A 26597-nucleotide genomic window follows, 5' to 3' on the forward strand; every position below is an offset into this window, starting at 1 on the left:
TTGGCGGCCCTTTTTGTTTTCACCTTTGCCAAATCCCTGATTTGGCAGCGCCCGAACCGCCCCACGGGGCGGGCGCTTCGCTTCCAGCCCCTCGGTTCGGGCGCGATGGTATTCTGCTGTTAGTCCGCCCACGGCCCGTGATGGCTGCTGCCCCCATCGACCCGCGCAAAGCCATGACGGCCAAAATAATCGCGCTGCCCCTGGATTAAATCTGCGGTGCCGCGCGCCTGTGTCATGCCATCAAACCACGCCAGCGCCGCTGTCATCACCGGCACCGGATGGCCTGCGGCGATGGCGGCGCCCACCACAGCCCGCAAGGCGGGAACCGTGTCTTTGAGCGTTGCCACCATTTCTGGCGCATAGGCAAGCAATCCCGCCGGTGGGGCATTGCGGAAGGCCTCTGCGATGCCGTTGAGCAGTTCTGACCGAATGATACACCCCGCCCGCCAAATCTCGGCACAGCGTGACAGGTCTAACCTCCAGTCAAATTCCTCAGACGCGCTGGCCAGAAGGTCAAACCCCTGACTGTGGCCAATGATGCGCGTGGCCAAAGCCGCCTGCTCCATTTGTGCGGCTGTCAAAGCCACCGCACCACGCGCCGGCGCAAAAATCTCTTCGCCAGCAGCGCGCGCCTCGCGACCGGCGGACCACACGCGAGCACCCACCGCAGCCTCCACCGTATTGGCCGCCACACCCAGCTTCTGCGCCTCAATTGCGGTCCAACGGCCGGTGCCTTTCTGGCCCGCCGTGTCGACAATCACATCCACAAGCGGCTTGTCTGTCTGTGGATCAGCGGTCTGTAAAACTTTTGCAGAAATCTCCACCAGGTAGCTGCGCATTGGTCCATCGTTCCAGCGCTCAAACGCTGCGCCTATTTGGGCTGGCGACAGCGCCAAGCCATGGCGCATCAGGCCATAACTCTCCGCCAGAAGCTGCATGTCGGCGTATTCGATTCCATTGTGCACCGTCTTCACAAAATGCCCAGCGCCGTCCGGGCCCACATGATCCACACAAGGCGCACCTTCAAACTTGGCCGAGATCGCTTCCAGCATGGGGCGCATCGCCTCCCAGACCGAGGCCGTGCCCCCAACCATCATGGATGGACCAGTGCGTGCGCCAAACTCGCCGCCTGAGACCCCCATGCCCATATAGGCCAACCCGCTGGCCTCAAGGTCAGCGGCGCGGCGGCGGGTGTCCCGAAAGTTCGAATTGCCCGCGTCAATCAGCACGTCGCCTGGCTGCATATGGGGGCGTGCTTGGGCAATTGCCTCTTCCACAGCCTGACCCGCGGGGATCAGGAAAATGATTGCGCGGGGACCGGGCATATCCCGCACCATGTCGGCCAGACTGTCATGGCCGCTGAAGCTTCCGCCAAAACTGGGGGCCGCGGCCACAAACTGCTCCATATCGGCTTTGCGATAAGACGCCACATGAAGATTAAAACCGTTTTCGGCGATGTTGTGCGCCAGGGCGGTGCCCATTGTGCCAAGTCCGTAGAGGCCAAAGTTTGCAAGCGTCATCGGTGTGTTCCTTGTTTGCAAGGGGTAACTGCGTTGGCCGTGCCGCCCTAAGCTGCGGTGCGCTGCTTTCTATGTCCTGCGCCGACAGGACGATGTCAATGCATCCGCAGTAGACCATCATAGGCCATGGCCACGGTGCTTGCAGGCGACAGGCTGGCGTCAACGGTCACACAGGCCTCATTTGGGGCAGGGGGCTCTAACGTGTCCAGCTGACTGTCCAGTAGGCTGGGTGGCATGAAGTGGTCTGTTCTGGCGGTGATGCGGGCGCGGATCATCTCTGGGTCGGCCGCGAGATAGACGATGATCGCTTCAGGGTTTTTCGCCCGCAGAATATCCCGGTAACTGCGTTTGAGGGCTGAACAGGCGACCACCACGGGCGTGTCCGGCTGGGACGTGCGCGCCTGCCGCATCGCCACCGCCAAACTTTCCAGCCATGGTTGGCGCATCGCGTCCGTCAACGCAGTACCCTCGGCCATGGCGGCGATGTTTTCCGGCGGATGAAACTCATCCGCCTCGATGTAGCGCCCATCAATCCGCTCTGCCAAAGTCTGCGCCACCGTGGTTTTGCCCACGCCGCTCACGCCCATCACAATGATCGCCTTGCCTGTTATTGCCTTGGTCACGCCGCGCCTCCCGCTCTGTTCCCACATAAATGGTAGCGCAAACATAAATCAAGGCGTTGTGGCCTCGCCTCCAATCGCAAGGGTCAGTTCTTTTGCGGCGGAGGTCACGGCTCGCGCCAGTCGTTCGGTTCCCTCACCGCTCACACGGCTGGCTGGACCGGATACGGAAATGCCCGCCACCGCCTCGCCGTTAAAATCAAACACCGGCGCCGCGATACAGCGCATGCCCATATTGCGTTCCTCGTCATCCACGGAATAACCACGTTCCCGAATGGTAAGCAGGTCTTCGAGCAAGGCATCCACATCAGTGATGGTGCGCTCGGTGAACTCCGAGAGCTGCTCGTTGGCCAAAAGCCGATTGCGCCGCCCGGCTTCCATATGCGCCAGCAGTGCCTTACCAATGCCGGAGGCATGCATCTGCGACAGCGTGCCGGGCGGGAAAAACGCCCGAATGCTGGCGTGGGTTTCGACCTGGCTGAGGAAAAGCACCTGTCCTTCGCGCTCCACCCCAAGGTTGGCGGTCTCCCCGGTCAGCTCCATCAGCTTGCGCATTACTGGACGTGCGCGGTCCACCAGGCTGGTGCGGCGCAGGAACCGTGCGCCAATGATGAACGCGCGGGGACCAATGTGCCAAAGCTGCTCGCGGCCCTCAAATTCGACCAAGCCTCGGGTCTCCAGCGTCACAAGAATACGGTACACTGTGGCTGGGGATTGCCCCATCTCGTCAGCAATTTGCGACAGGGTTTTGCCCTGCTCTTCGCTTAGAAACTCAAACACCTCCATCGCGCGATCGAGTGATTTGATGGTGTTTTGAGCCGTCTTGTCATGCCAGTCGCGTGGCCGCCCACGGGCCTTGGGGCCGCTATTTTCGCCATTCCTTTGAGAAACCATAAACAGCCCCTTCGAATTTGTTGAAAAACACATTCACAATATGAAAAAATCAAGCATCTGACAACATTGAATAATTTTGAAGAATCTTTTTCTGAAATCATTTTTCAAAAAAATTTTCAGCCTGAGGCGCACCCGCTATCCTGATTGCAACGCTTGAAGGAGACCAACCATGAGCTTCCAAAACCCTGTCTTTATTCCCGGTCCAACCAATATCCCGGAGAGTCTGCGCAAGGCATGCGACATGCCCACCATCGACCACCGCTCACCGCTGTTTGGCCAGATCCTGCACCCGGCCCGTGAAGGTGTGCGCAAAGTGCTAAAAAGTGAGAGCGCGGAGATTTTCATCTTCCCCTCCACCGGCACCGGCGGTTGGGAAACCGCGCTCACCAACACGCTGTCTGCGGGCGATAAAATCCTCGCCGCGCGCAACGGCATGTTCAGCCACCGATGGATCGACATGTGCCAGCGCCACGACCTCGATGTGCAGGTTGTGGAAACCCCTTGGGGCGAAGGTCTGCCAGCGGACCGTTACGAGGAAATCCTCACCGCTGATACCAACCATGAAATCAAAGCTGTACTGGCCACCCACAACGAGACGGCTACTGGCGTGAAATCTGACATCGCAGCCGTGCGTCGTGCCCTGGATGCGGCAGGCCACCCGGCGCTGCTGTTTGTGGATGGCGTGTCCTCAATTGCCTCCATGGACTTCCGCATGGACGAGTGGGGCGTGGATGTTGCCGTGACCGGCTCGCAAAAAGGCTTCATGCTGACCGCAGGCCTCGCGATCGTTGGGTTCAGCGCCAAAGCCATGGCCGCAACCGAGACCGCCAAACTGCCACGCACCTTCTTTGACGTGCACGACATGGCCAAAGGCTATGCCGCCAACGCGTATCCTTACACGCCTGCCGTGGGTCTGTTGAACGGCCTGAACGAAGCTTGCTCCATGCTGCTGAATGAAGGCCTAGATAACGTCTTTGCCCGTCACACCCGCGTCGCCGAAGGCGTACGCGCTGCTGTGGGCGCGTGGGGGCTGGAGCTCTGTGCTGCCACCCCATCGGTTTACTCGGACACTGTAAGCGCGATCAAAACGCCGGAAGGATTCAACGCCACCGACATCGTCACCCATGCGGCGGAGAAATACGGCGTCGCCTTTGGTGTGGGCCTTGGTGAGGTGGCCGGAAAAGTCTTCCGCATCGGTCACCTTGGCAGCCTGACCGACGTTATGGCGCTCTCGGGCATCGCCACAGCTGAAATGTGCATGGTCGATCTTGGCCTCAACATCGAGCTGGGCAGCGGCGTGGCCGCCGCGCAGGAGGTCTACCGCGGCAACACCGCCACGGCGCAGAAGGACGCGGCCTGATGTTGGACAGCGATATGTATATCCCAACCTATAAGGACATGCTGGAGGCGCACGCGCGCATCCAGCCCCACATCCGCCGCACCCCGGTGCGTGTGTCGGACTATCTCAACGAGCTGACCGGCGCAGAGCTGTTCTTCAAGTGCGAGAACTTCCAAGAACCCGGCGCATTCAAAGTACGTGGCGCGGCCAACGCGGTCTTTGGACTGGATGACGAGCAAGCCAAGAAGGGTGTGGCGACACATTCCTCCGGTAACCACGCGTCTTGCCTGAGCTACGCGGCCATGAAACGCGGCATCCCGTGCAACGTGGTCATGCCACGCACCGCGCCACAGGCCAAAAAGGACACAGTGCGCCGCTATGGCGGTAAGATCACCGAATGTGAGCCCTCCACCACCTCGCGCGAAGCGACCTTTGCCGAAGTGCAAGCGGCCACCGGCGGCGATTTTGTGCATCCTTACAATGACCATCGCGTGATTGCGGGGCAGGGGACCTGCTCTAAGGAATTCATCGAGCAGACCGACGGTCTGGACATGGTGGTCGCGCCTATTGGTGGTGGCGGCATGATCTCCGGCACCTGCCTGACGCTCTCCACTTTGGCGCCAGAAACGCAGGTAATTGCGGCGGAGCCAGAGCAGGCGGACGACGCTTACCGCAGCTTCAAGGCCGGACACATCATCGCCGATGACGCGCCCAAAACCATCGCTGACGGGCTGTTGGTGCCGTTGAAAGAACGCACCTGGCACTTTGTCTCCAACCACGTGAGTGAAATTTACACCGCGTCTGAGCAAGAGATCATCGATGCGATGAAGCTCACCTGGAAGCACCTGCGCGTCGTGATGGAGCCGTCTTCTGCTGTGCCGTTGGCGACGGTTCTGAAAAATCCAGACGCCTTCAAGGGCAAACGCGTGGGCCTGATCATCACTGGCGGCAACGTCGATCTGGACAAGCTGCCTTGGCTGGCAACCGCCAGAAACACACAAAATACGATTTCTGACAGAGGATAAGGACATGAAAGACATGACCAATCTCGACACCTATGAAGTGGGCTATGACATTCCGGCCAAGCCGGGCATGGACGCCGCAGACATTCAAACCCCGGCCTTGGTGCTGGACCTCGATGCGCTGGAGCGCAACATCAAGAAGATGGGCGACTACGCCAAGGCCCACGGCATGCGTCACCGCGTGCACGGCAAGATGCACAAGTCGGTGGATGTGGCCAAGCTGCAGGAAAAACTTGGTGGCGCTGTTGGCGTTTGCTGTCAGAAGGTGTCGGAGGCCGAGGTCTTTGCCCGTGGCGGCATCAAAGACATTCTGGTCTCCAACCAGGTGCGTGATCCGGCAAAAATCGACCGCCTGGCCCGCCTGCCGAAGTTTGGCAGCCGCACCATCGTTTGTGTGGATGACGTTGCCAACGTGGCCGATCTTTCGGCGGCGGCGATGCAGCACGGCACTGAGCTGGAAGTCTTTATCGAGATCGACTGTGGCGCAGGCCGCTGTGGTGTGACCACAACCGAAGCTGTGGTGGAAATTGCCAAAGCGGTTGAAGCTGCCGAAAACCTCAAGTTCACCGGCATTCAGGCCTATCAGGGCGCGATGCAGCACATGGACAGCTATGAGGACCGCAAAGCCAAACTCGACGTGGCGATTGCGCAGGTGCAAGACGCTGTTGACGGTCTGAAAGCTGAAGGCATTGCCTGCGAGTTGGTCTCTGGCGGCGGCACCGGCTCTTACTATTTTGAGAGCAACTCGGGCGTGTACAACGAGCTGCAATGTGGCTCCTACGCCTTCATGGACGCAGATTACGGCCGTATTCTGGACAAAGACGGCAACCGCATCGACCAAGGTGAGTGGGAAAATGCCTTCTTCATCCTGACCAGTGTGATGAGTCACGCCAAAGCCGACAAAGCCATCGTCGACGCAGGTCTGAAAGCACAATCCGTGGACAGCGGCCTGCCAGTGATCTTTGGGCGCGACGATGTGGAATACATCAAATGTTCTGATGAGCATGGCGTGGTCATGGACCCAACCGGCGCGCTGAAGGTCAACGACAAGCTTAAGCTGGTTCCGGGACACTGCGATCCAACCGCAAATGTGCACGACTGGTACGTTGGGGTGCGCGACGGCAAAGTGGAAACGGTTTGGCCTGTGTCCGCCCGCGGCCGCGCCTACTGACCTTCGACAAAAACCACTTCCGGCGTATGGGGCGCCGGATTTGTGCCCGCGTGTCTGCTTTCCCTTCCGGCATCGACACGCGGGCATTCAAATTTCTGATGAGAGAGCACCATGCTGATTGTACCTGAACGCGAAATTGCCGATCTGATGACCCGCGAGGCGGCGTTTGATGCGGTTGAAAAAGTCTTTGCCGCGATGGCTGCGCGCGACGCATATAACTTTCCGGTGGTGCGCGAAGCCATCGGCCACGAGGACGCGCTTTATGGATTCAAAGGCGGCTTTGATCAGGCGGGTCTGACGCTGGGCCTGAAGGCGGGCGGCTACTGGCCAAACAACCTTGAAAAACGTGAGTTGATCAATCACCAGTCGACCGTGTTCCTGTTTGACCCGGACACAGGCAAGGCCAAAGCGATGGTCGGCGGCAACCTCCTGACCGCGCTGCGCACCGCGGCGGCGTCTTCGGTGTCGATCAAACATCTGGCCCGTGAAGATGCCAAAGTCATCGGCATGATTGGCGCGGGCCATCAGGCCACTTTCCAACTGCGCGCCGCGCTGGAGCAGCGCAACTTTGAGAAAGTCATCGGCTGGAACTACCATCCCGAGATGCTTCCCAACATTGAGAAAGTCGCCACCGAAGCTGGCCTGCCATTTGAGGCGGTGGAACTGGACGGCATGAAAGAGGCCGATGTGATCATCTCGATCACCTCCGCCTTTGCCCCGTCCTTGATGGCGGATCACGTAGCGCCCGGAACGCACATCGCCTGCATGGGCACCGACACCAAAGGCAAACAGGAGGTCGAGAGCGCGCTTTTGGCGAAAGCCTCTGTCTTCACCGATGAGGTGGCGCAATCGATCTCCATTGGTGAGGCGCAGCACGCCGTGGCCGAAGGGCTGATCAAGGAGAGCGACGTGGGTGAAATTGGCGCGGTGATCAACGGCACCAACCCGGGCCGCGCCTCGGCGGAGCAAATAACACTATTTGATGGCACAGGTGTGGGCTTGCAGGACTTAGCTGTTGCCGCATCCGTGGTTGATCTGGCGGTAGCAAAAGGCATCGCCATCGAGGTCGATTTCTAAGCACGTCCTCTAACCGATTGAAATCACGTGCCTCCGTTGCCCATTGGGCTGCGGGGGTGCTTTGTTTTTGGCGTTTGCCGCCCTCAGCCTTACGCGACGTTTTATTCAAAATTCCGTTGAAAGTATCTCCCGATTTACGCCGTTTTGCCCCGTAGTCACAGTCGCTAAAACAGGCGTTACACGCGCGCGATACCTGCGCAAATGGGGAGGCCAGATGGCACATCGCTTGGACATGACGGCTCGGAAAGACAGCGCCCACGCGCGGTCCGCGGCTGGTCTGTTCCTGTCTCCCTCACGCACCCAATACCGCGACGGCCTGTCCGTCGCGCCCTTGATCTGCCCCTTGTGGGCAGGCGGTAGCCGCAAAATGCGGCCTGCTGTGGTCGCCACGCACCGCGTGGCTGAAGTGGCCCCGGCGTTGACCTCTGAACCTGCCGCAACTCCCCAACTTCGGGGCACTGGACCGCATTTCGCAGCCCAGTGAGTTCACGCCGGGAGATGCCACCTTGAGGAGAGGGCGGCATCCCTTCGGTTAGCAAATGGAGGTCCCACATGAGGGATGGTAGCTATACCTACAAGCTGTTTGACCGCAGCGATTTTAGTGCCTTTTGGGCGCTGTTCACCGACAACCTGATCAACCTGATGGTGCTGGCTGGCGTCTGTCAGTTTGTGTTCCAGATGCCCGCCGAGATTGTCTATGGCCGCATCGTGCCGGGCGCAGCCGTGGCCATTCTGGCCGGGATCGCCGTCTATGTGGGCTTGGCCAAACGTGCCGCCGCTCAACATGGCCGCGACGTGACCGCGCTGCCGTACGGTATCTCGACCCCGGTGATGTTTGTCTATCTGTTTGGCGTGATTGGTCCGATTTACTGGTCCACCAACGACCCAATGCTGGCCTGGCAGGTGGGCATCGGCGCTGGCTTCATGGGCGGCATCGTCGCTGCGCTGGGCGCGGTGATTGGCCCGTGGCTGAAACGCGTGACCCCGCGCGCAGGTATGCTTGGCACGCTCTGCGGCATCGCGCTGGTGTTCATCGGCACCGTGCCGCTGGCGACCGTGTTTGAAAACCCGTTCATCGGCTTTGCCTCGATGATCATCATCCTTTGGGGCCTGGTTGGCCGCTTCCGCCTGCCATTTAATATCCCAGCCGGACTTCTGGCGCTGATCGTCGGCACCGTGGTGGCCTTTGGCATCGGCGAAGCCAAGTTCAGCCTGGATGGCGTCGGCTTCTACCCGCCGCTGCCCTACTTCGGTGACCTGATCGCGGGCATCCTGTATCTGTTTGCCAACCCGGAGCTGTTCCTGGTGCTGGTGCCGGTGCAGATCTACAACTTCATCGAAACCATGAACAACGTAGAAAGCGCCGAAGCGGCGGGCGACCACTACCCAGTGGCCACCTGTCAGATCACCGACGGTCTGGGCACGATGGTCGGCGCGGTCTTTGGCTCACCTTTCCCAACCACGGCTTACATCGGCCACCCGGCGTATAAGCGCATGGGCGCACATGCGGGCTACATCATTGGCGTGGGCGCGGTGATCCCGCTGGCGGCGTTCTTCGGTCTGCTGGCCTTCCTCAACAACCTGATCCCGACCGCAGCCGCGGCCCCGGTGCTGGTGTTTGTCGCGCTCAGCCTGATCACCAACACCGCGCATTCGGTGAAAACCGATCACATGGCCGCTGTGACCATCGCGATGATGCCACATGTGTCGTCTTTCCTGATGGTGAAATGGGGCTCGCTGATGGGCGCATTGGGTGCCGTGGGTGTGTCTGGTTTGCCGAACCTCGGCGACGACGCCCTGACCGCCGCGCTGTTGCAGCAAGGGGCGCACTTCGAAGGCCATCTGGCTCTCTCACAGGGCGCGATCCTGACCGGCCTGATCTGGGGGGCCATTGTTGCCAGTGTCATTGACGGCCGCTTCCGCAACGCCGGTGGTTTTGCCCTCGCAGCTGCTGTGATGTCTGCTTTTGGTATCATCCATGGTGCCAGCCTGCAGTGGCCTGCGCTTAACGGTGTGACTTCCGGCTACCTGATCGCGGCCGCCTTCCTCTACATCTACCCGCTGTTTCACAAAGAGGACGACCTCGTGAACGAAAACGCGGTGGTGGACGAGGCTCCGGCACCCGCTGAATAACGTCCACTTCCCCGGACGCCCTTGTGCGGGCCAGCCTTGTCCTTCGGCGGCCCGCACCTTTTCATTCCTCCACATTGGACCGACCATGTCACACACAGAGACCCAAACGCTCCTGCGGGGCCGTATTCTGGATTTCCACGCCGCCCCAACTGATGAGATGGACACCGACGCCTATACCTACATCAAGGACGGCGCGATCCTGATCGAAGGGGGCAAGATCAAAGCCACCGGCGTTTATCAGGACCTTGCGGCCCAGGCGCCGCAGGCGACGGTCAAAGACCACCGGCCAAACCTGCTGCTGCCCGGTTTCATCGACACCCATGTGCATTTCCCACAGGTGCAGGTGATTGCTTCCTGGGGAGAGCAGCTTCTGGATTGGCTCAACAATTATACCTTCCCCGAAGAAATCCGCTTTGAAGACCCCAAGCACAGCACGGCCATGGCGGGACATTTCTATGACCTGCTGACCAGTCACGGCACCACCACGGCTGTGTCCTACTGTTCTGTGCACACCGCGTCGGTGGAGGCTTATTTTGCCGAGGCCGAGAAGCGCAATATGTGCATGATTGGCGGCAAGGTGATGATGGACCGCAACGCGCCTGATGCGCTGCGCGACACGCCGCAGTCGAGCTACGACGACAGCAAGAAGATGATTGCCAAGTGGCATGGCAAAGGCCGCGCGCACTACGCGATTACCCCACGTTTTGCCATCACCTCAACGCCGGAGCAGATGCAGATGGCGCAGGCTTTGGTGGCGGAGCACCCCGAGTGTTTTGTGCAGACCCACCTGAGCGAGAACCACGACGAGATTGCCTTCACCAAAGAGCTCTACCCAGACGCGCCGGATTACCTCGGCGTGTATGAGGGCTACGGATTGCTGACACCGAAAACCCTGCTGGGCCACTCCATCCACCTGACCCCACGCGAGATTGATGTGCTCGCGGAAACTCAGGCGAAACCGGTGTTCTGCCCAACCTCCAACCTGTTCCTCGGCAGCGGCTTGTTTGACGACGGCGGGCTGCGCGCCCGTGGCATTCAGAACGCCATCGCCACCGACATCGGGGCAGGGACCAGCTACTCGATGCTGCAAACCCTGAATGAGGGCTACAAAGTCTTGCAACTCCAGAAGCAAAAACTGCACCCGCTGCGCGCCTTTGATTGGATCACCCGTGGCAACGCCGAGGTGCTGGGTCTGTCGGACAAGATTGGCACGCTGGCGGCAGGCTCGGATGCGGATGTTGTGGTGCTGGATTCCCACGCGACCCACGCCATGGACCTGCGGATGCAGCGGGCGGAAAGCCTCTCCGAAGAGCTGTTCATCCTGCAAACCCTGGGCGATGACCGGGCTGTGTCAGAGACTTATGTCGCTGGCGTGGCACAGAAAAACGGCGCGGCGACGGTGGCGAACACCGCGGCACCAGCGCCGGTGCTCAAATCCGCCTGATTTCCGAAAAAACTTGTCAGCTGGCCTCACTTGGGTCAGCTGACAAACAGCCGCGCCAGAAACACTGCGCTCATGCCGTAGCCGATCACGACTACAATCCAGCGCACCACGGAAGCCGGAATGGCCTTGGCGACAAAGGCCCCGCTGTAGCCCCCCAACACCGCAAACACCATCATCAGCACCGCCATCGGCCAAACCACCAGCCCCGCCACGGCAAAGGTCACCACCGAAATGGCGGACAGCGCAAAGGACAGCCCGTTTTTCACCCCGTTCATCAGGTGAATGTCGCGCCAGCCCCACATGGCAAACAGCGCCAACAGCACAATCCCCAATCCGCCGTTGAAATACCCGCCATAAACGCTGACCAGAAACAGCCCCACGGCCCCTTCCGGCTTAAACCATTTTGCCTTTTCCTGCGCCCAGACCTGCAGTTTGGCCCCGAGCAAAAACGCGGTTGTGGCAAACATCAACAGAAACGGCACCACGTAGGAAAACACCTCGTTGGAGGACACCAGCAGCAACAGCGATCCCGCCAATCCGCCTGCCAAAGTGATGACGGTGAGTCGGATCATCTGAGCGCGCGACAAGGTTTTGAGTTCTGACAAAAAGCCTATGGCCCCGCCCAGATAGCCGGGGAACACCGATACCGCGCTGGTGGCATTGGCCGCCACCGGCGGCACCCCGGCCCAGACCAGCACAGGGAATGTCAAAAACGTCCCGCCCCCCGCAATGGTGTTCACTACGCCCGCGCCAAATCCGGCCAAAGCCAGCACACAGAGTTCCAAAATCGTCATCGGGGTCTTTCTTTATCAAATTTGGTCTGGCTGTTGGCCCACCGTAGCGCGCATTGCTGGATATGCCAGATAATCGCACTTGTTTTTCAAGAAAAAGTGGAAAGTGCATCGCCTCAGACAGGCTTTGCCTCGAACGCCCCAACCGGACTAAAACCAATACAAACAATCAGGAGACACAACCATGACCGGCTATCTGACCACCCATGTTCTGGACACCGCCCGTGGCTGCCCTGCTGAGGGCCTGAAAATTGATCTCTACCGGATCGAAGGCGAGACCCGCACCAAACTCAAATCTTTGGTCACCAATGATGATGGCCGCACAGACGAGCAAATCCTGCCCGCTGCCGAATTTGCCACTGGTGAATATGAGCTGATCTTCCACGCCGGGGCTTACCTTGACGCCTGCGGCACCCCGCCGGAAGAGCCGCGTTTCTTGAACATCGTGCCGATCCGCTTTGGCATGTCCGAAGCCTCGCACTACCACGTGCCACTGCTGCTCTCCCCGTTTGGCTACTCCACCTACCGTGGTAGCTAAGGCGTTAAAACAAAACACATTCGAAGAGGCGCGCTCCGGTTCCGGGCGCGCCTTTTTTCTATGCGACTTGTGCCAACGTGGCGGGTTTCTATTGTTCTGAAAAATTTGATACTGCTTGGCATTTAGAGGGAATTTCGAAAAAAGACCCTGTCGCGTAGACTGGTTAAAATTCGAATCTAGGGGAGACCGCCATGTACGATATGGCTATTTTGTGGGACTGGATTGCGTTCTCGGTGCGCTGGCTACACGTCATCACCGCCATGGCATGGATTGGCGCGTCGTTCTATTTTATCGCATTGGACCTGATGCTGAAGCCAGCCAAACACCTGCCCGAAGGCGCCTATGGCGAAGAGTGGGAAGTGCACGGCGGCGGCTTTTACCACACCGTGAAATACCTCGTGGCCCCGTCCGAAATGCCGGAGCACCTGACTTGGCATAAATGGCAGAGTTACACCACATGGCTCTCCGGCGCGGCGCTTCTGATGATTGTCTACTGGGTGGGCGGCGAACTCTTCCTGCTGGACCCAACCAAAGCAGATCTCACCCTGTTCCAGGGCATCCTGATCTCTGGCGGTTCCCTGACCATTGGCTGGCTGGCTTACGATTTCATGTGCAAATCCAAGCTCAGCGAGCAGCCAACCCTGCTGATGCTGCTGTTGTTTGTGATCCTTGTGGTGATGTCCTGGGGCTACAACCAGATCTTCACCGGCCGGGCTGCGCTGCTGCATCTTGGGGCCTTCACCGCCACCATCATGACCGCCAACGTGTTCTTCCAGATCATGCCAAACCAGCGCATCGTTGTGGACGATCTGAAAAACGGCCGCACGCCGGATGCCAAGTACGGCAAGATCGCCAAGGTGCGTTCCACCCACAACAACTACCTGACCTTGCCGGTGGTGTTCCTGATGCTGTCCAACCACTACCCGTTGGCCTTCGCCACCGAGTATGCCTGGATCATCGCCAGCCTGATCTTCCTGACCGGTGTCACCATCCGTCATTACTTCAACACCATGCACCGCACCGGCAAAGGCCCGCTCTGGACCTGGCTGATCACCGCGCTGCTGATGGTGGCCATCGCCTGGCTCTCCACCGCGCAGAGCGGCGAGACCTACGAGGAGTCCGAGGCCCGCGAATTGACCGCCTACGAGCAAAAGTTTGCCTCTGCCGACGGGTTTGAAGACGCCTACTATGCGGTCACCGGCAACTGCTCTATGTGCCACGCGCGTGAGCCTTCCTGGGAGGGCCTGCACTGGGCGCCCAAAGGTGTGGTGTTGGAAACCGAAGCAGATGTAGCGCGCCATGCTGAGCAGATCTATCTGCAGGCCGGCCGTACCCATGCCATGCCGCCGCCCAATGCCATTGAGATGGATCAGGAAAGCCGCAATTTGATCGTGGCCTGGATCAAGGAAGTGCGCCAAGGCGGCTGACACAGGGTTCAAGCCGTTGCAAAAGATGGGCGCCACAGGCGCCCTTTTTTCTAGCAATCAGGACTGCGTCCCGTTTTGCCGGTGTCCTGGGAAATCAACCACTTGTCCATAGTCGGCGCGCTTTAGAACCACGCCCACCAATACAAAATCCACCGTGTGTCGGTCTCCGCAAACAGGTAAGTAAAGCTCGGACGTGCTGTGATAGTTCTTGAGCGGACCTGTGTAAGGCAGGGTGATGTTCAGCGGGAAGGGCTGTGTTGCCGTCCGCAAAAAACGCGCCCCACATCTTGGAGCCTGGGCCTTTGCCTATGTGATCGGACAGCCAGGTTCCCGTGAAGGTTTTGCTCAGCGTTTTGTTGAGTTTGCTGCGCACATAGAGCCCTTTGAAGTCGACAGGCTCCCCGGTGTGGGACCGCAAAATCTCATATATTGACAGGATACTGGATGGGGCTTGTAGGAAAAGCAGCCCAATGTTTTTGAGTTGTGGCAGCGGCGCGGTCGTAGCGGCGGATCGCCGCAAAAAATACAGCTGCTTCAGCTCCGGCTCGAGCGTCGCGACCGAGAAGGTATTGGTGTTCATTGAGTGTTGTCTCTGCTGTTCGGTCCTTTTTTGTTCCCTGTGCCCTCCAGACGTCGGGCGCGCGCGCTCCCGCTTGCAACGGTAATTCAGCGTATCACAACGCTGCGGGGTTGGCTGTATTTGCTCGGTAAGCGTGGATGACGTTTTCGCGAGAACCTCTAGGGTCGATGAGGCGGCGGCGGGCGCTGCTCAGCCACAAAGCACTGTTTGATTGGGTGAGTGCGAAAATCGCGCCTTGCAGGAGGGGGTAGGCGGCATCCAAAGTGCCGCCCTTTTTTGGTGAGTGAGGCTTCCGTCTTAGGACAACCAGCTCTGAACTGGCGCCGATCGCAAAAAGGCACCGATGCGTTCTTCCGTCTTTGTGTCCAGTTCGATGAGCGGCCCGCGCGCAAAACCTGCGTCGACTCCAATGGATCTCAGTGCAGCCTTGACCCCGGGTATCACGCCTGTTTCCAAAAGAACTTCCACGAAGCGCTGGGAGATGTCCTGAAGTTCCTGCGCTTGGCGCAAATCGGATGACCGTACGCTTTTGTAGAGCTCGACATAGAGCTTGCCGAACACATTGTATGTTGTGCCAATGCCGCCATCACAGCCCAAAGCCGCGGCGCCAGCGAAGATTTCGTCAAACCCAAAGAAGTAGGTCTTGTCCGGCCGGCTTCGGCGCAACATCGACAGTTTAAAGAGATCGGTGGAGGTGAATTTGATCCCCGCGACGTTGGGCAAATCCAGCAGACGTTGCAGCAGCGCAAGCGGCAGCGGCCGTCCGGTGCGGACCGGTACTTCGTAGACAATCAGTGGCAGTGAAGTCGCGGCGGCAAGCTCTGCGTAATAGTGAAAGATTTCTTCATCGGAAAACGGGTAGGAGTGCGGTGGCAGCGCCGACAGGGCATCAAACCCAAACTGCTCAGCGGATTTTGCCAAAGCGATGGAATCACGGGTGTTGGGTTGCCCGACGTGTGCAATCACCTGTGCGTTTCGGGCGTTCGGAAGTCCCGCAATGACGGCCTGTTGCGCAAGCAGCTCGTCCGTGGACATCAATCCCGACTCGCCGCTGCTGCCTCCAATGTAAATTCCCTGCAGGCCCTGCCGCAGAACATAATCTGTGATTGCCGTCTGTCTGCCTGCATCAAAGGCGCCGCTGTCAGAAAAGCCCGTCAACAGTGCGGCATACATGCCCTCAAGTGATTTACCCATAATTTCCTCACGATTGCTTCGCGTTCATTGGGGAGGTGTGTCATCCCCGCTGACTCCATATTGGCCTTTTGGTATCCCAAATCAAACTTTTGGTAAAGTATGGTTTGACAAAAAGCATTTTTGGAAATACCAAACGTGGCAAGTTGATAGCTCAGGTGGTGGTTTGGAGATCCTTTTGTTAGGTCTTTCGCCAAATGACCCACCAAGCTCAGGAGAATTGGAATGTCGCCAGATTTGGAAATGCGAAACGACACCCCCAAGCGGACCGCAGACCGGATCGCCGAGTCGATCATTGCGCAGATCAAAGATGGAACACTGTCGGTTGGGGATGCAGTGCCAACTGAACGTGAATTATGTGACCAGTTTTCAACCTCTCGCCCCACCGTGCGGGAAGCGTTGTCCAATCTGCACATGCGCGGGTTTCTTTCGACTGGCACGGGAAAACGTCCCCGGGTCACAACCCCTTCTCTTGAGGATGTGTTTACGCTGGCTGGCGACCACATTCGCGAAATCCTCGGAAATGCCGAAAGCGCAGCGCATCTGGAGCAAATGCGACAGTTTATCGAAGCTGGCGCCGTGCGGGTCGCCGCCGAAAACGCGTCCAATATCCAGGTGGCCAAGATGCAGGCCGCCCTGGAAAAGAACCTGGAATCGGTGGGCACAGATGCCTTTCCGGCCACAGATATTGCGTTTCACCGTTCGATTGTCGCCGTGGTGGGCAATCCGATCATTTTGAAGCTGCACGACATGTTTGTCAGCACGATGTTGGCGCATCGCCCCAATTCCCCAAGCCCCCGCCATATGGATGCGCTGGTCTATGAAGAGCACCGCGCGATCTATGAGGCGGTGCTCAACGGGGATGTCGTCACGGCCACCAAGCAAATGGACGGCCACCTTGAGCGATCTTATCGGTCGCGTCTGGCAGCGCCAAAATCGCTGCAGAGTGAGGCCCAATCAATCGAGGAAACCTAAAACACAGCGGCGTTAAGCCGTGAACAAACAGCAAGGAGGATATGAGATGCTGAACAAACTAATCACCGGGACCGTTGTCTCTCTATTGATGTCAGGTGCGGCTTTTGCCGAAAAAACACTGACATTTGGTATGCAGGACAATGAAGTGTCCAATGTGTATCAGGGTGCGCTTGCATTCAAAGACGAGCTTGAAAAAGTCTCCGGTGGCGAGATGACAGTCAATCTTTTTCCATCCTCTTCGCTGGGCGATTTCAAAGCCATGGTGGCCCAGGTGCAAGCCGGCGAGCTCGACATGGTGATGACCGGTTATCCGGACATGTCTTACATCATTCCGGAGTTGAAACTGGTTGGCGCGCCCTATGTGGTCGACAGCTTTGATCACCTGCAGGAAATTGTGGCTGGCCCTTGGGGGCAGGACATGGCGACAAAGATGAATGACGCCAACATCCATCTGCTGGACGTTTGGTACTACGGCACACGTCAAACCACGTCCAACCGCGCGATCAACTCGTTGGATGACATGGCTGGCCTGCGCTTGCGCACGCCAAACGTGCCATTCCTGATCGCCTATGCGGAAAACACTGGCGCCACACCAGCTCCGGTTGCCTTTGCAGAAGTCTATCTTGCGCTGCAAACCAATCAGGTTGACGCGGAAGAAAACCCGCTGCCAACTATTGAGGCGATGAAGTTCTATGAGGTGCAGAGCCACATCGCGATGACCAACCACTTCATTGCGTCAGGCGCCATTCAGATGGGCACCTCCACCTGGAGCAATCTTTCCGATGAAGAAAAAGGTTGGGTTCAGGCCGCCGTTGCCAAAGGTGGCGAAGTGTCCGACAGCCTGACGTTTGAAGCCGAAGCCAAGCTGGTGGACACGTTCAAAGAGCGTGGCTTGACCATCACCGAGCCTGACACAACCCCATTCCGTGCGGCGATGAAGCCGTATTACGATGAGTTGGAAGGTGAGTTTGGCGCGGGCGCAATCGCAAAAGTGCGCGGCGAGTAAGCCACTAAAAGCTGTTGGGGGAGGCTGCGACGCCTCCTCCAATTCTCTACTCATGGGGCGAAAAGAATGAAAAGAAAATACGGTTTTGAAGCCTCGATGGCCTCCGTTTTGTTTGTCGTTCTGTTTTTTATCATGGTGTTGCAGATTGTTGGCCGGACCAATTTGGTGGTTGGGCCAATTTGGACTGAGGAGCTTGCACGGTGGCTTTGGGTCTGGATGGCCTTGATTGGCATTGGCACGGTTGAGCGGGACGACGCGCATTTGCGCATGGGTTTCCTGATGGACCTATTGCCGGTTCTTGTTCAGAAAACCTGGGCGATCCTTGTGGACATTGTCTACATCGCCTTGGCCAGTCACCTTGTCTGGATCGCCTACAAAACGATCCTGCGCACATGGAACAATGAAACGGTGACGCTGCCGACAACGGATGCGGTTCTTTACGCCTCTGCCTTTGTGGCGCTGGTGTTGATCGTACACCGCATTTTTTGGCGCCTGCTCCAAAACATCACGTCATTTAAATCAGTCGAACAAGAGGGGGCCTGAACATGGTGCTGTTATGTGTTGTTGTGGGCTGGCTCCTGCTGGTCCTGCTGAATGTCCCCATTGGCATCGGCATGATTTTTGTGTCGATGGGCTACTTCTATTATTCCGGCCTTGGGCTGACCTTTGCCGCCCAACGCATGGTGGACGGGCTTAACAGCTTTCCGATGTTGGCAGTGCCGCTGTTCATTCTGGCTGCGGCCATTTTGAACTCCGCCGGGATCACACATCATTTGTTTGGCTTTGCCCGCGCCTTGGTTGGACACGTTACAGGTGGTCTGGGCCATGTGAATGTTCTGGCCTCTCTGTTTTTCTCCGGCATGTCGGGGTCCGCTATTGCTGACGCTGGAGGCCTTGGCAAAATGGAAATCGAAGCTATGCGGGAAGCTGGTTATGACGATGAGTTCTCAGGCTCCGTCACCGCAGCGTCGTCAATGATTGGCCCGCTTGTGCCGCCCTCCATCACGATGGTTCTGTACGGGGTGATTTCCAACACATCCATCGGGCAACTGTTTTTGGGTGGCATTGTGCCGGGTGTCATGTGTGCCGGGGCCTTGATGTGCATGGTCTATTTCATTGCCCGCAAACGGGAATACCCGACGGATCCCGTGAAGCCCGCCGGCGAGATCGCAGGCATGTTTGTAAAGTCGCTCCCTGCCTTGCTGACACCTGTTGTCATCGTCGGCGGCATTTTCTCCGGGTATTTTTCGCCAACCGAAGCCGCGGCGATCACCGTGCTGTACGCCATCCTAATCGACCTGCTGTTTTACCGCGAACTCACCTTCCGCCGGCTGTGGGATGCGATTTACGACACCACGGTGACCTCGTCGGCCATTGCCACGATCATCGCCGGTGTTGGATTGTTGGGGTGGGTTCTGGCGCGCGAACAGGCGCCGCAGCAACTGGCCAGCCTGTTTCTGGCAATCGCCGATAGCAAGCTGACGTTTCTGATCGCGGTGAACCTCATGATCTTTGTGCTGGGTGCCTTCATCGAGTCTCTGGTGATCCTGCTTGTGGTGGTGCCCATTCTGGTGCCCGTGGCTTTGGGTTTTGGCGTCGATCCGGTGCACTTTGGCATCATCGTGGTTCTTAATCTGATGATCTCAATCCTGACGCCGCCCATGGGGATGGCTCTGTTTGTGGTCGCCCAGGTGGGGGAGATTCCCTACCAGCGCCTGGCGAAAGCCATTCTGCCATGGCTGTTGCCGCCGCTGATTGTCCTGATCCTGGTGTGTACCTTCCCAATTCTGGCCACCGGACTGCCAAGTCTGATGAGGTAGGCATGACGATACTGAAACAACTGCAAAACGGTTTGGTGGTGTCCTGCCAGCCTGTCGATGACGGCCCAATGGATCGCCCTGATATCATCTTGGCCATGGCCCAAGCGGCCATTGCTGGCGGGGCTGTTGGTGTGCGCGTCGAGGGTGCGGACAATGTGGCGGCTGTGCGGACCGGTGTCACACAGCCGATCATTGGCATTGTGAAACGCGACCTGGATGACAGTCCGGTGCGTATCACACCCTGGGTGCAAGACGTTGTGGATTTGGCGCAGGCAGGTGCCGATGTGATTGCCTATGACGCAACAGACCGCGTGCGCCCCACAGCCTGTGCGGAGCTCGTGCGGGAGATATTGGCGCGGGGATGCCTTGCGATGGCCGATTGCGCCACAATGGCGGATGCCAAAGCCGCTGCCGCCGATGGCGCGCAAATCCTCGGGTCCACCTTGTCGGGGTACACGGTTGAGACCGCAGGCGACAACACGTCTCCAGACCTGAAGTTCGTGTCGGAATTACGTGCTTTGAACCACTTTGTGATGGCGGAAGGGCGCTATGACACGCCGCAATGGGCGCGGAAGGCACTCGAGGCCGGGGCGGATTGTGTAACTGTCGGCACGGTTCTCACACGTCTGGAGGTGAACACCGCCAAATTTCATGAAGCTCTGCCAAAGCGGGATGGAGACAATGGTGATGTGCGCGTTGGCTGATTTGAATGGATATGCGGTGGACTTGGGCGGCACCAAGCTGGCGGCGGTGTCGATTGTTGCAGGCAAAGTTCAAGACGTGCTTGAGCGCAAGACAAGGAGCGCAGATGGGCCGGATGCTCTGGTGCGCGACCTGGCGCATATTTCCCGTGACATTGGGTACACGGCTGGCGCACCAATTGGCGTGGCGGTTGCCGGCAAACTGGATGAGCACGGCTTATGGTCCTCCGTCAACCACACGATATTGAAAGATCTCAACAAGCTGCCTCTGGTGGACTGTTTGTCCAACGCGATGGGGCCCGGTGTTGTCGCGCTCAATGACACCCAGGCTGCCGCCATTGGCGAGTATCGTTTTGGTGCCGGGCAGGGCGTAGCCTCATTGGCGTATCTGACTGTATCAACTGGGATTTCGGCGGGCTTTATGTTGAACGGCCAGCCCCTACAGTCGCCAAACGGGATGTTGGGGCATGTGGGGGCGATGCTGAGCAGAACCGGAGATCGCAACTGCGGATGTGGGCGTGTTGGAACCTACGAGAGCATTGCCTCCGGCCGTGCCATAGAGGTCATGGCAGCTGAGCAGGGCTATCCCGGTTTTGCATGCCATCAAGTTTTTGCCGCAGCCGCAGCAGGGGAGCTGTGGGCGCAAACCCTGATGGACAATGCCTGCGCCGCCATCGCGGAACTCTGTGCCAATCTAGCCGCCGTTTTAGGCGTGGAACGGGTTGTTCTTGGCGGAGGCGTTGGACTGGCGGATGATTTCCTCAGCGGCGTGCGGCGTCACCTGTCTCGGGAGCCGGAGCAATTTCAACCACAAATCGTACCGGCAGGGTTGGGCAAACACAGCGCGATGTACGGTGCGCTGTCCGCAGCGGTCGGCGAAGGGAGCCTGTCATGAAGGTGTTGATTTATAAGACAGCTGAAGAAGTCAAAGCGCAGGCCGCGCGGCGGTTGTTGATGTCAGTACAGCGCACCCCCCAATCGGTGCTTGGCTTGGCGACAGGCGGCACGATGGAGGATGTTTATGCCGAGCTGGTCAAGCAGACCCACCGACACGCCGCCAGTTGGGCGCAGGTAACAACCTTCAACCTGGATGAATATTGGGGCATTCCGATCGACAGCCCTGCGTCTTATCGCACCTATATGAACCACCATCTTTTTAACCACATCAATGTGGATCTGGACGCAACTCATATCCCACCGTCGGAGGGAGAGAACCCCGATCTGGCCGCAGCGCAGTATGAAGCGCGCATATCCGGGGCTGGCGGGATAGATCTTCAGCTGCTTGGCATCGGGGTGAACGGGCACATTGGCTTTAATGAACCGACCTCAAGCTTGGCGTCAAAAACACGGCTCAAAACGCTGACCCAAAGCACACGCGATGCCAATCGCCGCTTCTTTGACACGATGGAGCAGGTGCCGCGATACGCGCTCACCGTTGGCATTGGAACAATTATGGCCTCTGAAGAATGCCTGTTGGTTGCCACCGGCAGTTCCAAGGCGCCGGCGGTACAGGCAATGATCGAAGGCCCGCTCGCGGCAAGCTGTCCGGCAAGTGCTTTGCAGATGCACCAGAAAGTGACGGTGATGCTGGATGAGGACGCTGCGCGCGATCTCGAGCTGCGCAGTTACTACCAGCTGGTGCATCCGGACGGACAAGAAAGTGCCGTGTCCGATGGCTAACCAGCAAGCCTGCGCCTTTGTTTATGCAGATATGTTGTATGATGGCGTGTCCCGGCGCGGCCAGCCCCACGCACTGATTGGAATGGCGGAAGGCCGGATTGCCACAGTTCATGCTGACGTGCCGAAAAACGACGTCCCCTCAAATGCGCTCCGTGTGCCCATTGTTATGCCGGGTTTTCTCGATTTGCAGATCAATGGTGCAGGGGATGTGCAATTCAATTTTGACCTGACAATTTCCGGTCTCAAAACCATGGTCGCCGCCTCCGCCCTTGGTGGGGCCACTCACATCTTTCCCACGTTTACAACCGCACCGAACAGTGACTATCGCCAAGCAATTGAGGTTGTGGCCGAGGCGATTGAAATGGGGGTTCCCGGAATTGCGGGGCTTCACCTGGAGGGGCCGTTTATCTCCCGCCAAAGGCCTGGCATCCATCAAAAGGACTTCATTCGGCCGTTGTGCCAAAGTGATGTCGACCTGCTGTGTGAGGCTGCCGCGAAAATGCCGCTTCTTGTCACGCTGGCACCGGAAGAGCAGGCGCCGCACTTGCTGAAACAACTCAAAGAAAATGGTGTGACACTTTTTGCAGGGCATACCGAAGCAACATGTGATGACATGACACAGGCGGCGCAATCCGGTGTCACCGGGGTCACACATCTCTTCAACGCCATGAGCCAGATCACCCCGAGAGAGCCTGGCGCCGTTGGTGCGGTTTTGGGTGGTGGTGCGTTTTACGCGGGCATCGTGGCGGATGGTCATCACGTGCATCCGCACAATTTGAACCTGGCCGTGCAGGCCTTGCCTGATCACCTCTGTCTGGTGACAGATGCCATGCAAACCATGAATGGTACCTCTCAGGAAATGACGCTGTATGGCAGGCGCATTCGCCTGAAACAGGGGCGATTGGCTGGGGATGACGGCACCCTTGGAGGCGCCCACCTGACGATGGCAAACGCGGTGCAAACTCTTGTTCAACACACCGATGCCAGCCTTGGCGATGCCGCGATATTTGCGAGTGCCAACCCGGCGCAGGCCGTGGGCCTACAGCACAACTATGGCCAGATCAGACCCGGCATGAGCGCCTCCATGTCTCTGCTCTCTTCAGGGATGGACGGTCTGGGCATATTGCGCGACGGCAGGTGTCAGCTGTTTGACCAGTCCGCACCCAAGGGTTTCGCGCGCGGTCAGAGCGTTGACCTGTCATCAGTGTTCGGTTGTCAGACAGCCTCACATCACGCCACAGAAAGGGGGTGACCCAGATGGTTTTCAGATCGGCCAAAGGTGGAAGGCTCACATGTCAAAACTGGTGATTTTTGACACAGAGTATTTGTCCTGTGAGGGCGCAATGCACCGGCTTTGGTCCGCCGCAGACGATCCAGACCCCCTGCTGGTTCAGATCGGCGCCGTTCTGATCGATTTGGACGCGCCAGCCAGGGTTGAGGACAGTCTCAATGTCCTTGTCTTGCCCAATGACAGGTTTGGTGCGCAATGCGCGCTTGACCCCTATTTTGTTGCTTTGACTGGCATCACCAACGAAAGACTGCGGGCAGAGGGTGTTGGAATAGAAGCGGCGCTTGAAGCTTTGGACAGGTTTTCGCGCGGAAGCCGCCTGTGGAGCTGGGGAAAAGATGAGCTTTTTGCCTTGGGCGTGAGCTGCTTTGTGCAAGGGGTTCAGCCAAGCATTCCGGCCAGCCGATTTGGCAACCTGAAATCGGTTTTTCAAAAGGCGTCGATGTCAGTGCATGATATCGCCAACACCAACAGTGCCAATCTCAGCACATTTTTTGGGGTTGAGACTGGCTTGCTTCGGGACCACGATGCACTTGATGACGCGTTTTCCCTGAGTGCGGCCGTGCTGCACCAACTGGACAGCGCAAAAATTAACCGCGCAGATCTTTTCAACGGTGCATAGGCAAGCGGCGTGACACTGCCTTGGCGACCCCTGAAGGACTCGAACCCTCAACCTGCTGATTAGAAGTCAGCTGCTCTATCCAGTTGAGCTAAGGGGCCATCGCCAAATGGCCAGCAGGTCTCCCTGCGCCGTCACCTTTCTTATAGCCGCGCCAGCTTGTCAACGGCGCGGGTGGGAAAAACGAATATCCATCGCAACCGGTTGGCTTATCCAGACAGAACCACAGTCTCTTTCGCCGCACAAACTTCGGCCAAGGTGTCGGGGATGGCATCGGTGTAGAGTCTGGCCACGTCGGCAAAGTCCAAAATCCGCGCCGGCGCGTTGCGCTGGAATTTGGAGTGGTCCGCCAATAGCCAGGTTTCGCGGGCGCCGGCCAATGCGGCGTGCGACACCGCAATCTCGTCGATGTCAAAATCATAAGCCACGCCAGTGTCAGACACCGCTGAACAGCCGAGGATGGCATAGTCAAAGGCAAAGTCCGCCACCATGCGCGCGGCCACCGGGCCAACCAGTCCGCCATCCTCTTCACGTGGGCGCCCGCCGGTCAAAAGCACATTGCAGCGCGCGTTGCCGGACAATATCCGCGCCACATTGAGGTTGTTGGTCACCACGAGCAGGCCATCGTGGCCCAGCAATGCGCTTGCCAGGGCCTCTGTGCTGGTGCCGATGTTGATAAATAGGGCGGAGCCATTGGGGATGTCCGCTGCGCACCGCGTTGCCATCGCCGCCTTGGCATCCGCGTTCACGCGCCCGCGTTCCTCATAAGCAATATTGCGCACACCGGAGGGCAAAACCGCGCCACCATGGACACGCTCCAGCCGCCCTGCATTGGCCATTTCATTGAGGTCGCGGCGAATGGTTTGCACTGTCACATCAAAATGCGCCGCCAACCCTTCAACGGTGACTTTGCCCTCGCCGCGGGCGATTTCGAGGATTTCTCTCTCGCGAAAATTGCTCAGCATGTTCGTTACTTTTCGTTTGTGCTTTCCCTCAGTGGCAGGCGGGTGGGGTATTTTCAATGAAAATTGTCCACATCACGCGGAATTTCCTTGACGAAATGTGCGTTTTGGGTTCGTAAGGGTGCGATAATGTTCGAGGGTGTTCTTATGGAAGCGCAATCCGAAAATCCGGTGGATCTTTTTGTCATTGGCGGCGGCATCAACGGCTGTGGCATTGCCCGCGACGCTGCAGGGCGGGGGCTCTCTGTTGAGCTGGCAGAAATGAGCGATTTGGCTTCCGCCACATCCTCGGCCTCGACCAAGCTGTTCCACGGTGGTCTGCGGTACCTCGAGTATTTCGAAGTGCGTTTGGTGCGCGAGGCGCTGATCGAGCGTGAAACCCTGCTGCGCGCCATGCCGCACATCAGTTGGCCGATGCGCTTTGTGCTGCCGATGCACAAGGACATGCGTTTTGAAAATGACACGCCGACCTCCAAACTTTTGAGCGTGGTCATGCCGTGGATGAAAGGTCGCCGCCCAAGCTGGCTGATCCGCATGGGGCTCTTCATGTATGACAACCTCGGCGGGCGGAAAATCCTACCTGGAACCCGCTCCGTGGATCTGACAATCGATGAAGCAGGCGCGCCGCTTCAGGACAAGTTTGTTAAAGCCTTTGAATACTCTGACTGCTGGGTTGAAGACAGCCGTCTTGTGGTGCTGAACGCGCGGGATGCAGAGGCACGTGGCGCCACCATTCGCACCCGCACCAAGGTGATCTCCGCGCAACGCGGCGACAACCTCTGGCACATCGAGATGGAAGACGTCGACACCGGCGCGCGCCATACCACCCGCGCAAAAGCATTGGTGAATGCCGGTGGCCCATGGGTGGCGGACGTCATTCGTGGCGTGATTCAACAAAATTCCTCCGCCGGTGTCCGCCTTGTACGCGGCAGCCACATCGTCACCAAACGCCTGTTTGACCACGACCGCTGCTATTTCTTCCAAGGTACCGATGGGCGCATCATTTTTGCTATTCCTTATCAGGAAGACTTCACTCTCATCGGTACCACTGATCAGGAACACACCCACGCCGATGTGGCCCCAACCTGCACTGATGAAGAGGCGCAATACCTCTGCGACTTCGCGTCTAACTACTTCAAAAAACCGGTGACCATGGAAGATATCGTCTGGCGCTACTCTGGTGTACGCCCACTCTATGACGATGGTGCGTCCTCGGCACAGGCCGCGACCCGCGACTATGTGTTAAAACTGGATGACAGCGGCGCGCCGGTGCTCAACATTTTTGGCGGTAAAATAACCACTTATCGCAAGCTGGCCGAAGCGGCGATGGAAAAGCTCACGCCATTCTTCCCGGAGGCCACAGCCCCCTGGACTGCGGGCGTAGCGATGCCCGGCGGTGATTTTGAAGTGCATCAGGTGGGTGACAAGATTGCCGAGCTGCAACGCGACTACCCCTTCTTGACCGATGCTTGGGCCAAGCGCCTGATCCGTGCCTACGGCACCGAAGCGCCAGAGATGCTCGGGACCGCAAAATCCGCTGCTGATTTGGGCGCAGGCTTTGGCGCCACGCTCACCGCCGCCGAGGTCGACTGGCTCATGGCGAAGGAATACGCCCGCGCCGCCGCCGACGTGGTTTGGCGCCGGTCAAAGCTCGGTTTGTGCCTCAACGCGCAACAAATTGCCGCCATCGACAGCTATATGGCTGCGGCGCGGCAAAAAGCCTCCGCCTGAGGCCTAACCGAGAATTGATCTTTGCGCCCCATCGGCCTATACGAAGCCCGCACGCTGCTGTTGTGCGG

At 58.3% G+C, this 26597-nt stretch carries 25 protein-coding genes and 1 tRNA gene; 19 read left to right on the forward strand and 7 right to left on the reverse strand.

Annotation, left to right across the window (positions count from 1 at the left end):
• Positions 1–119 precede the first annotated feature (119 nt).
• The 3 genes from gndA to bhcR all read right to left on the reverse strand — a co-directional run bounded on the left by gndA (position 120) and on the right by bhcR (position 3034).
• The gene (gndA, locus tag JXR15_RS13990) at positions 120–1520 is read right to left on the reverse strand and encodes an NADP-dependent phosphogluconate dehydrogenase (RefSeq protein WP_422053830.1); all 1401 of its coding nucleotides are present in this window, start codon (positions 1518–1520) and stop codon (positions 120–122) included.
• Positions 1521–1615: 95 nt separating this feature from the next.
• Positions 1616–2143 (reverse strand): gluconokinase, encoded by a 528-nt coding sequence (locus tag JXR15_RS13995; RefSeq protein WP_422053831.1) that lies wholly within the window; start codon positions 2141–2143, stop codon positions 1616–1618.
• A 48-nt stretch (positions 2144–2191) separates the two neighbouring features.
• Positions 2192–3034, reverse strand: a complete 843-nt coding sequence (gene bhcR / locus JXR15_RS14000) for an HTH-type transcriptional regulator BhcR (protein WP_422053832.1) — start codon at positions 3032–3034, stop codon at positions 2192–2194.
• Between the two features lie 169 nt (positions 3035–3203).
• On the opposite strand from bhcR, the gene bhcA reads away from it, so the two are divergent.
• The 7 genes from bhcA (at position 3204) to guaD (ending at position 11220) form a co-directional block, all read left to right on the forward strand.
• The gene (bhcA, locus tag JXR15_RS14005; RefSeq protein ID WP_422053833.1) at positions 3204–4394 is read left to right on the forward strand and encodes an L-aspartate--glyoxylate aminotransferase BhcA; all 1191 of its coding nucleotides are present in this window, start codon (positions 3204–3206) and stop codon (positions 4392–4394) included.
• Positions 4394–5398, forward strand: coding sequence for a beta-hydroxyaspartate dehydratase BhcB (bhcB, locus tag JXR15_RS14010; RefSeq protein WP_422053834.1), 1005 nt, complete (start codon positions 4394–4396; stop codon positions 5396–5398). The genes bhcA and bhcB overlap by 1 nt, the downstream gene beginning before the upstream one ends.
• Before the next feature lie 4 nt (positions 5399–5402).
• Positions 5403–6566 (forward strand): 3-hydroxy-D-aspartate aldolase BhcC, encoded by a 1164-nt coding sequence (gene bhcC, locus JXR15_RS14015; RefSeq protein ID WP_422053835.1) that lies wholly within the window; start codon positions 5403–5405, stop codon positions 6564–6566.
• A 111-nt stretch (positions 6567–6677) separates the two neighbouring features.
• Positions 6678–7643, forward strand: coding sequence for an iminosuccinate reductase BhcD (bhcD, locus tag JXR15_RS14020; RefSeq protein WP_422053836.1), 966 nt, complete (start codon positions 6678–6680; stop codon positions 7641–7643).
• A gap of 214 nt (positions 7644–7857) precedes the next feature.
• On the forward strand, positions 7858–8127 hold the full coding sequence (locus JXR15_RS14025) for a hypothetical protein (protein ID WP_422053837.1): 270 nt from the start codon (positions 7858–7860) through the stop codon (positions 8125–8127).
• A gap of 68 nt (positions 8128–8195) precedes the next feature.
• A complete protein-coding gene (locus JXR15_RS14030; protein ID WP_422053838.1) occupies positions 8196–9776 on the forward strand; it encodes a xanthine/uracil/vitamin C permease in 1581 nt (526 codons plus the stop codon).
• Between the two features lie 85 nt (positions 9777–9861).
• Complete coding sequence (guaD, locus tag JXR15_RS14035) at positions 9862–11220, forward strand: guanine deaminase (RefSeq protein WP_422053839.1); 1359 nt, start codon at positions 9862–9864, stop codon at positions 11218–11220.
• Positions 11221–11255: 35 nt separating this feature from the next.
• Here guaD and JXR15_RS14040 read toward each other — a convergent pair whose 3' ends face one another.
• A complete protein-coding gene (locus JXR15_RS14040; RefSeq protein WP_422053840.1) occupies positions 11256–12014 on the reverse strand; it encodes a sulfite exporter TauE/SafE family protein in 759 nt (252 codons plus the stop codon).
• A gap of 181 nt (positions 12015–12195) precedes the next feature.
• Between JXR15_RS14040 and uraH the strand changes: the two genes are divergently transcribed.
• Together uraH and JXR15_RS14050 are read left to right on the forward strand one after the other, a co-directional pair.
• Complete coding sequence (gene uraH / locus JXR15_RS14045; RefSeq protein ID WP_422053841.1) at positions 12196–12549, forward strand: hydroxyisourate hydrolase; 354 nt, start codon at positions 12196–12198, stop codon at positions 12547–12549.
• Positions 12550–12740: 191 nt separating this feature from the next.
• Positions 12741–13976 carry a urate hydroxylase PuuD gene (locus tag JXR15_RS14050; RefSeq protein ID WP_422053842.1) on the forward strand — a complete coding sequence of 412 codons (1236 nt, stop codon included), beginning with the start codon at positions 12741–12743 and terminating at the stop codon, positions 13974–13976.
• A gap of 877 nt (positions 13977–14853) precedes the next feature.
• Here JXR15_RS14050 and JXR15_RS14055 read toward each other — a convergent pair.
• A complete protein-coding gene (locus JXR15_RS14055; protein ID WP_422053843.1) occupies positions 14854–15750 on the reverse strand; it encodes a dihydrodipicolinate synthase family protein in 897 nt (298 codons plus the stop codon).
• A gap of 222 nt (positions 15751–15972) precedes the next feature.
• Here JXR15_RS14055 and JXR15_RS14060 point away from each other — a divergent pair, with 222 nt between their 5' ends.
• The 9 genes from JXR15_RS14060 to JXR15_RS14100 all read left to right on the forward strand — a co-directional run bounded on the left by JXR15_RS14060 (position 15973) and on the right by JXR15_RS14100 (position 23839).
• Positions 15973–16722, forward strand: coding sequence for a FadR/GntR family transcriptional regulator (locus tag JXR15_RS14060; RefSeq protein ID WP_422053844.1), 750 nt, complete (start codon positions 15973–15975; stop codon positions 16720–16722).
• Between the two features lie 46 nt (positions 16723–16768).
• Positions 16769–17728: a sialic acid TRAP transporter substrate-binding protein SiaP gene (locus JXR15_RS14065; RefSeq protein WP_422053845.1), complete on the forward strand. Its 960-nt coding sequence runs from the start codon at positions 16769–16771 to the stop codon at positions 17726–17728.
• Positions 17729–17794: 66 nt separating this feature from the next.
• The gene (locus tag JXR15_RS14070; RefSeq protein ID WP_422053846.1) at positions 17795–18271 is read left to right on the forward strand and encodes a TRAP transporter small permease; all 477 of its coding nucleotides are present in this window, start codon (positions 17795–17797) and stop codon (positions 18269–18271) included.
• A gap of 2 nt (positions 18272–18273) precedes the next feature.
• Positions 18274–19548, forward strand: coding sequence for a TRAP transporter large permease (locus JXR15_RS14075; RefSeq protein WP_422053847.1), 1275 nt, complete (start codon positions 18274–18276; stop codon positions 19546–19548).
• A 2-nt stretch (positions 19549–19550) separates the two neighbouring features.
• Positions 19551–20252, forward strand: coding sequence for an N-acetylmannosamine-6-phosphate 2-epimerase (locus tag JXR15_RS14080; RefSeq protein WP_422053848.1), 702 nt, complete (start codon positions 19551–19553; stop codon positions 20250–20252).
• On the forward strand, positions 20236–21144 hold the full coding sequence (locus JXR15_RS14085; RefSeq protein ID WP_422053849.1) for an ROK family protein: 909 nt from the start codon (positions 20236–20238) through the stop codon (positions 21142–21144). Before JXR15_RS14080 ends, JXR15_RS14085 begins: the two co-directional genes overlap by 17 nt.
• The gene (gene nagB, locus JXR15_RS14090; RefSeq protein ID WP_422053850.1) at positions 21141–21929 is read left to right on the forward strand and encodes a glucosamine-6-phosphate deaminase; all 789 of its coding nucleotides are present in this window, start codon (positions 21141–21143) and stop codon (positions 21927–21929) included. Before JXR15_RS14085 ends, nagB begins: the two co-directional genes overlap by 4 nt.
• Positions 21922–23181, forward strand: coding sequence for an N-acetylglucosamine-6-phosphate deacetylase (gene nagA, locus JXR15_RS14095; RefSeq protein ID WP_422053851.1), 1260 nt, complete (start codon positions 21922–21924; stop codon positions 23179–23181). Before nagB ends, nagA begins: the two co-directional genes overlap by 8 nt.
• 40 nt (positions 23182–23221) lie before the next feature.
• Complete coding sequence (locus tag JXR15_RS14100) at positions 23222–23839, forward strand: exonuclease (RefSeq protein WP_422053852.1); 618 nt, start codon at positions 23222–23224, stop codon at positions 23837–23839.
• Between the two features lie 21 nt (positions 23840–23860).
• Here the strand turns inward: JXR15_RS14100 and JXR15_RS14105 are convergent.
• Both JXR15_RS14105 and JXR15_RS14110 read right to left on the reverse strand, forming a co-directional pair.
• Positions 23861–23937 (reverse strand) — tRNA-Arg (locus JXR15_RS14105).
• A 108-nt stretch (positions 23938–24045) separates the two neighbouring features.
• Positions 24046–24801, reverse strand: a complete 756-nt coding sequence (locus tag JXR15_RS14110; RefSeq protein ID WP_422053853.1) for a DeoR/GlpR family DNA-binding transcription regulator — start codon at positions 24799–24801, stop codon at positions 24046–24048.
• 126 nt (positions 24802–24927) lie between these two features.
• On the opposite strand from JXR15_RS14110, the gene glpD reads away from it, so the two are divergent.
• Positions 24928–26529 (forward strand): glycerol-3-phosphate dehydrogenase, encoded by a 1602-nt coding sequence (gene glpD / locus JXR15_RS14115; protein ID WP_422053854.1) that lies wholly within the window; start codon positions 24928–24930, stop codon positions 26527–26529.
• Positions 26530–26597 lie beyond the last annotated feature (68 nt).

The organism is Shimia sp., assembly GCF_049116215.1.
Classification (GTDB): Bacteria; Pseudomonadota; Alphaproteobacteria; order Rhodobacterales; family Rhodobacteraceae; genus Shimia.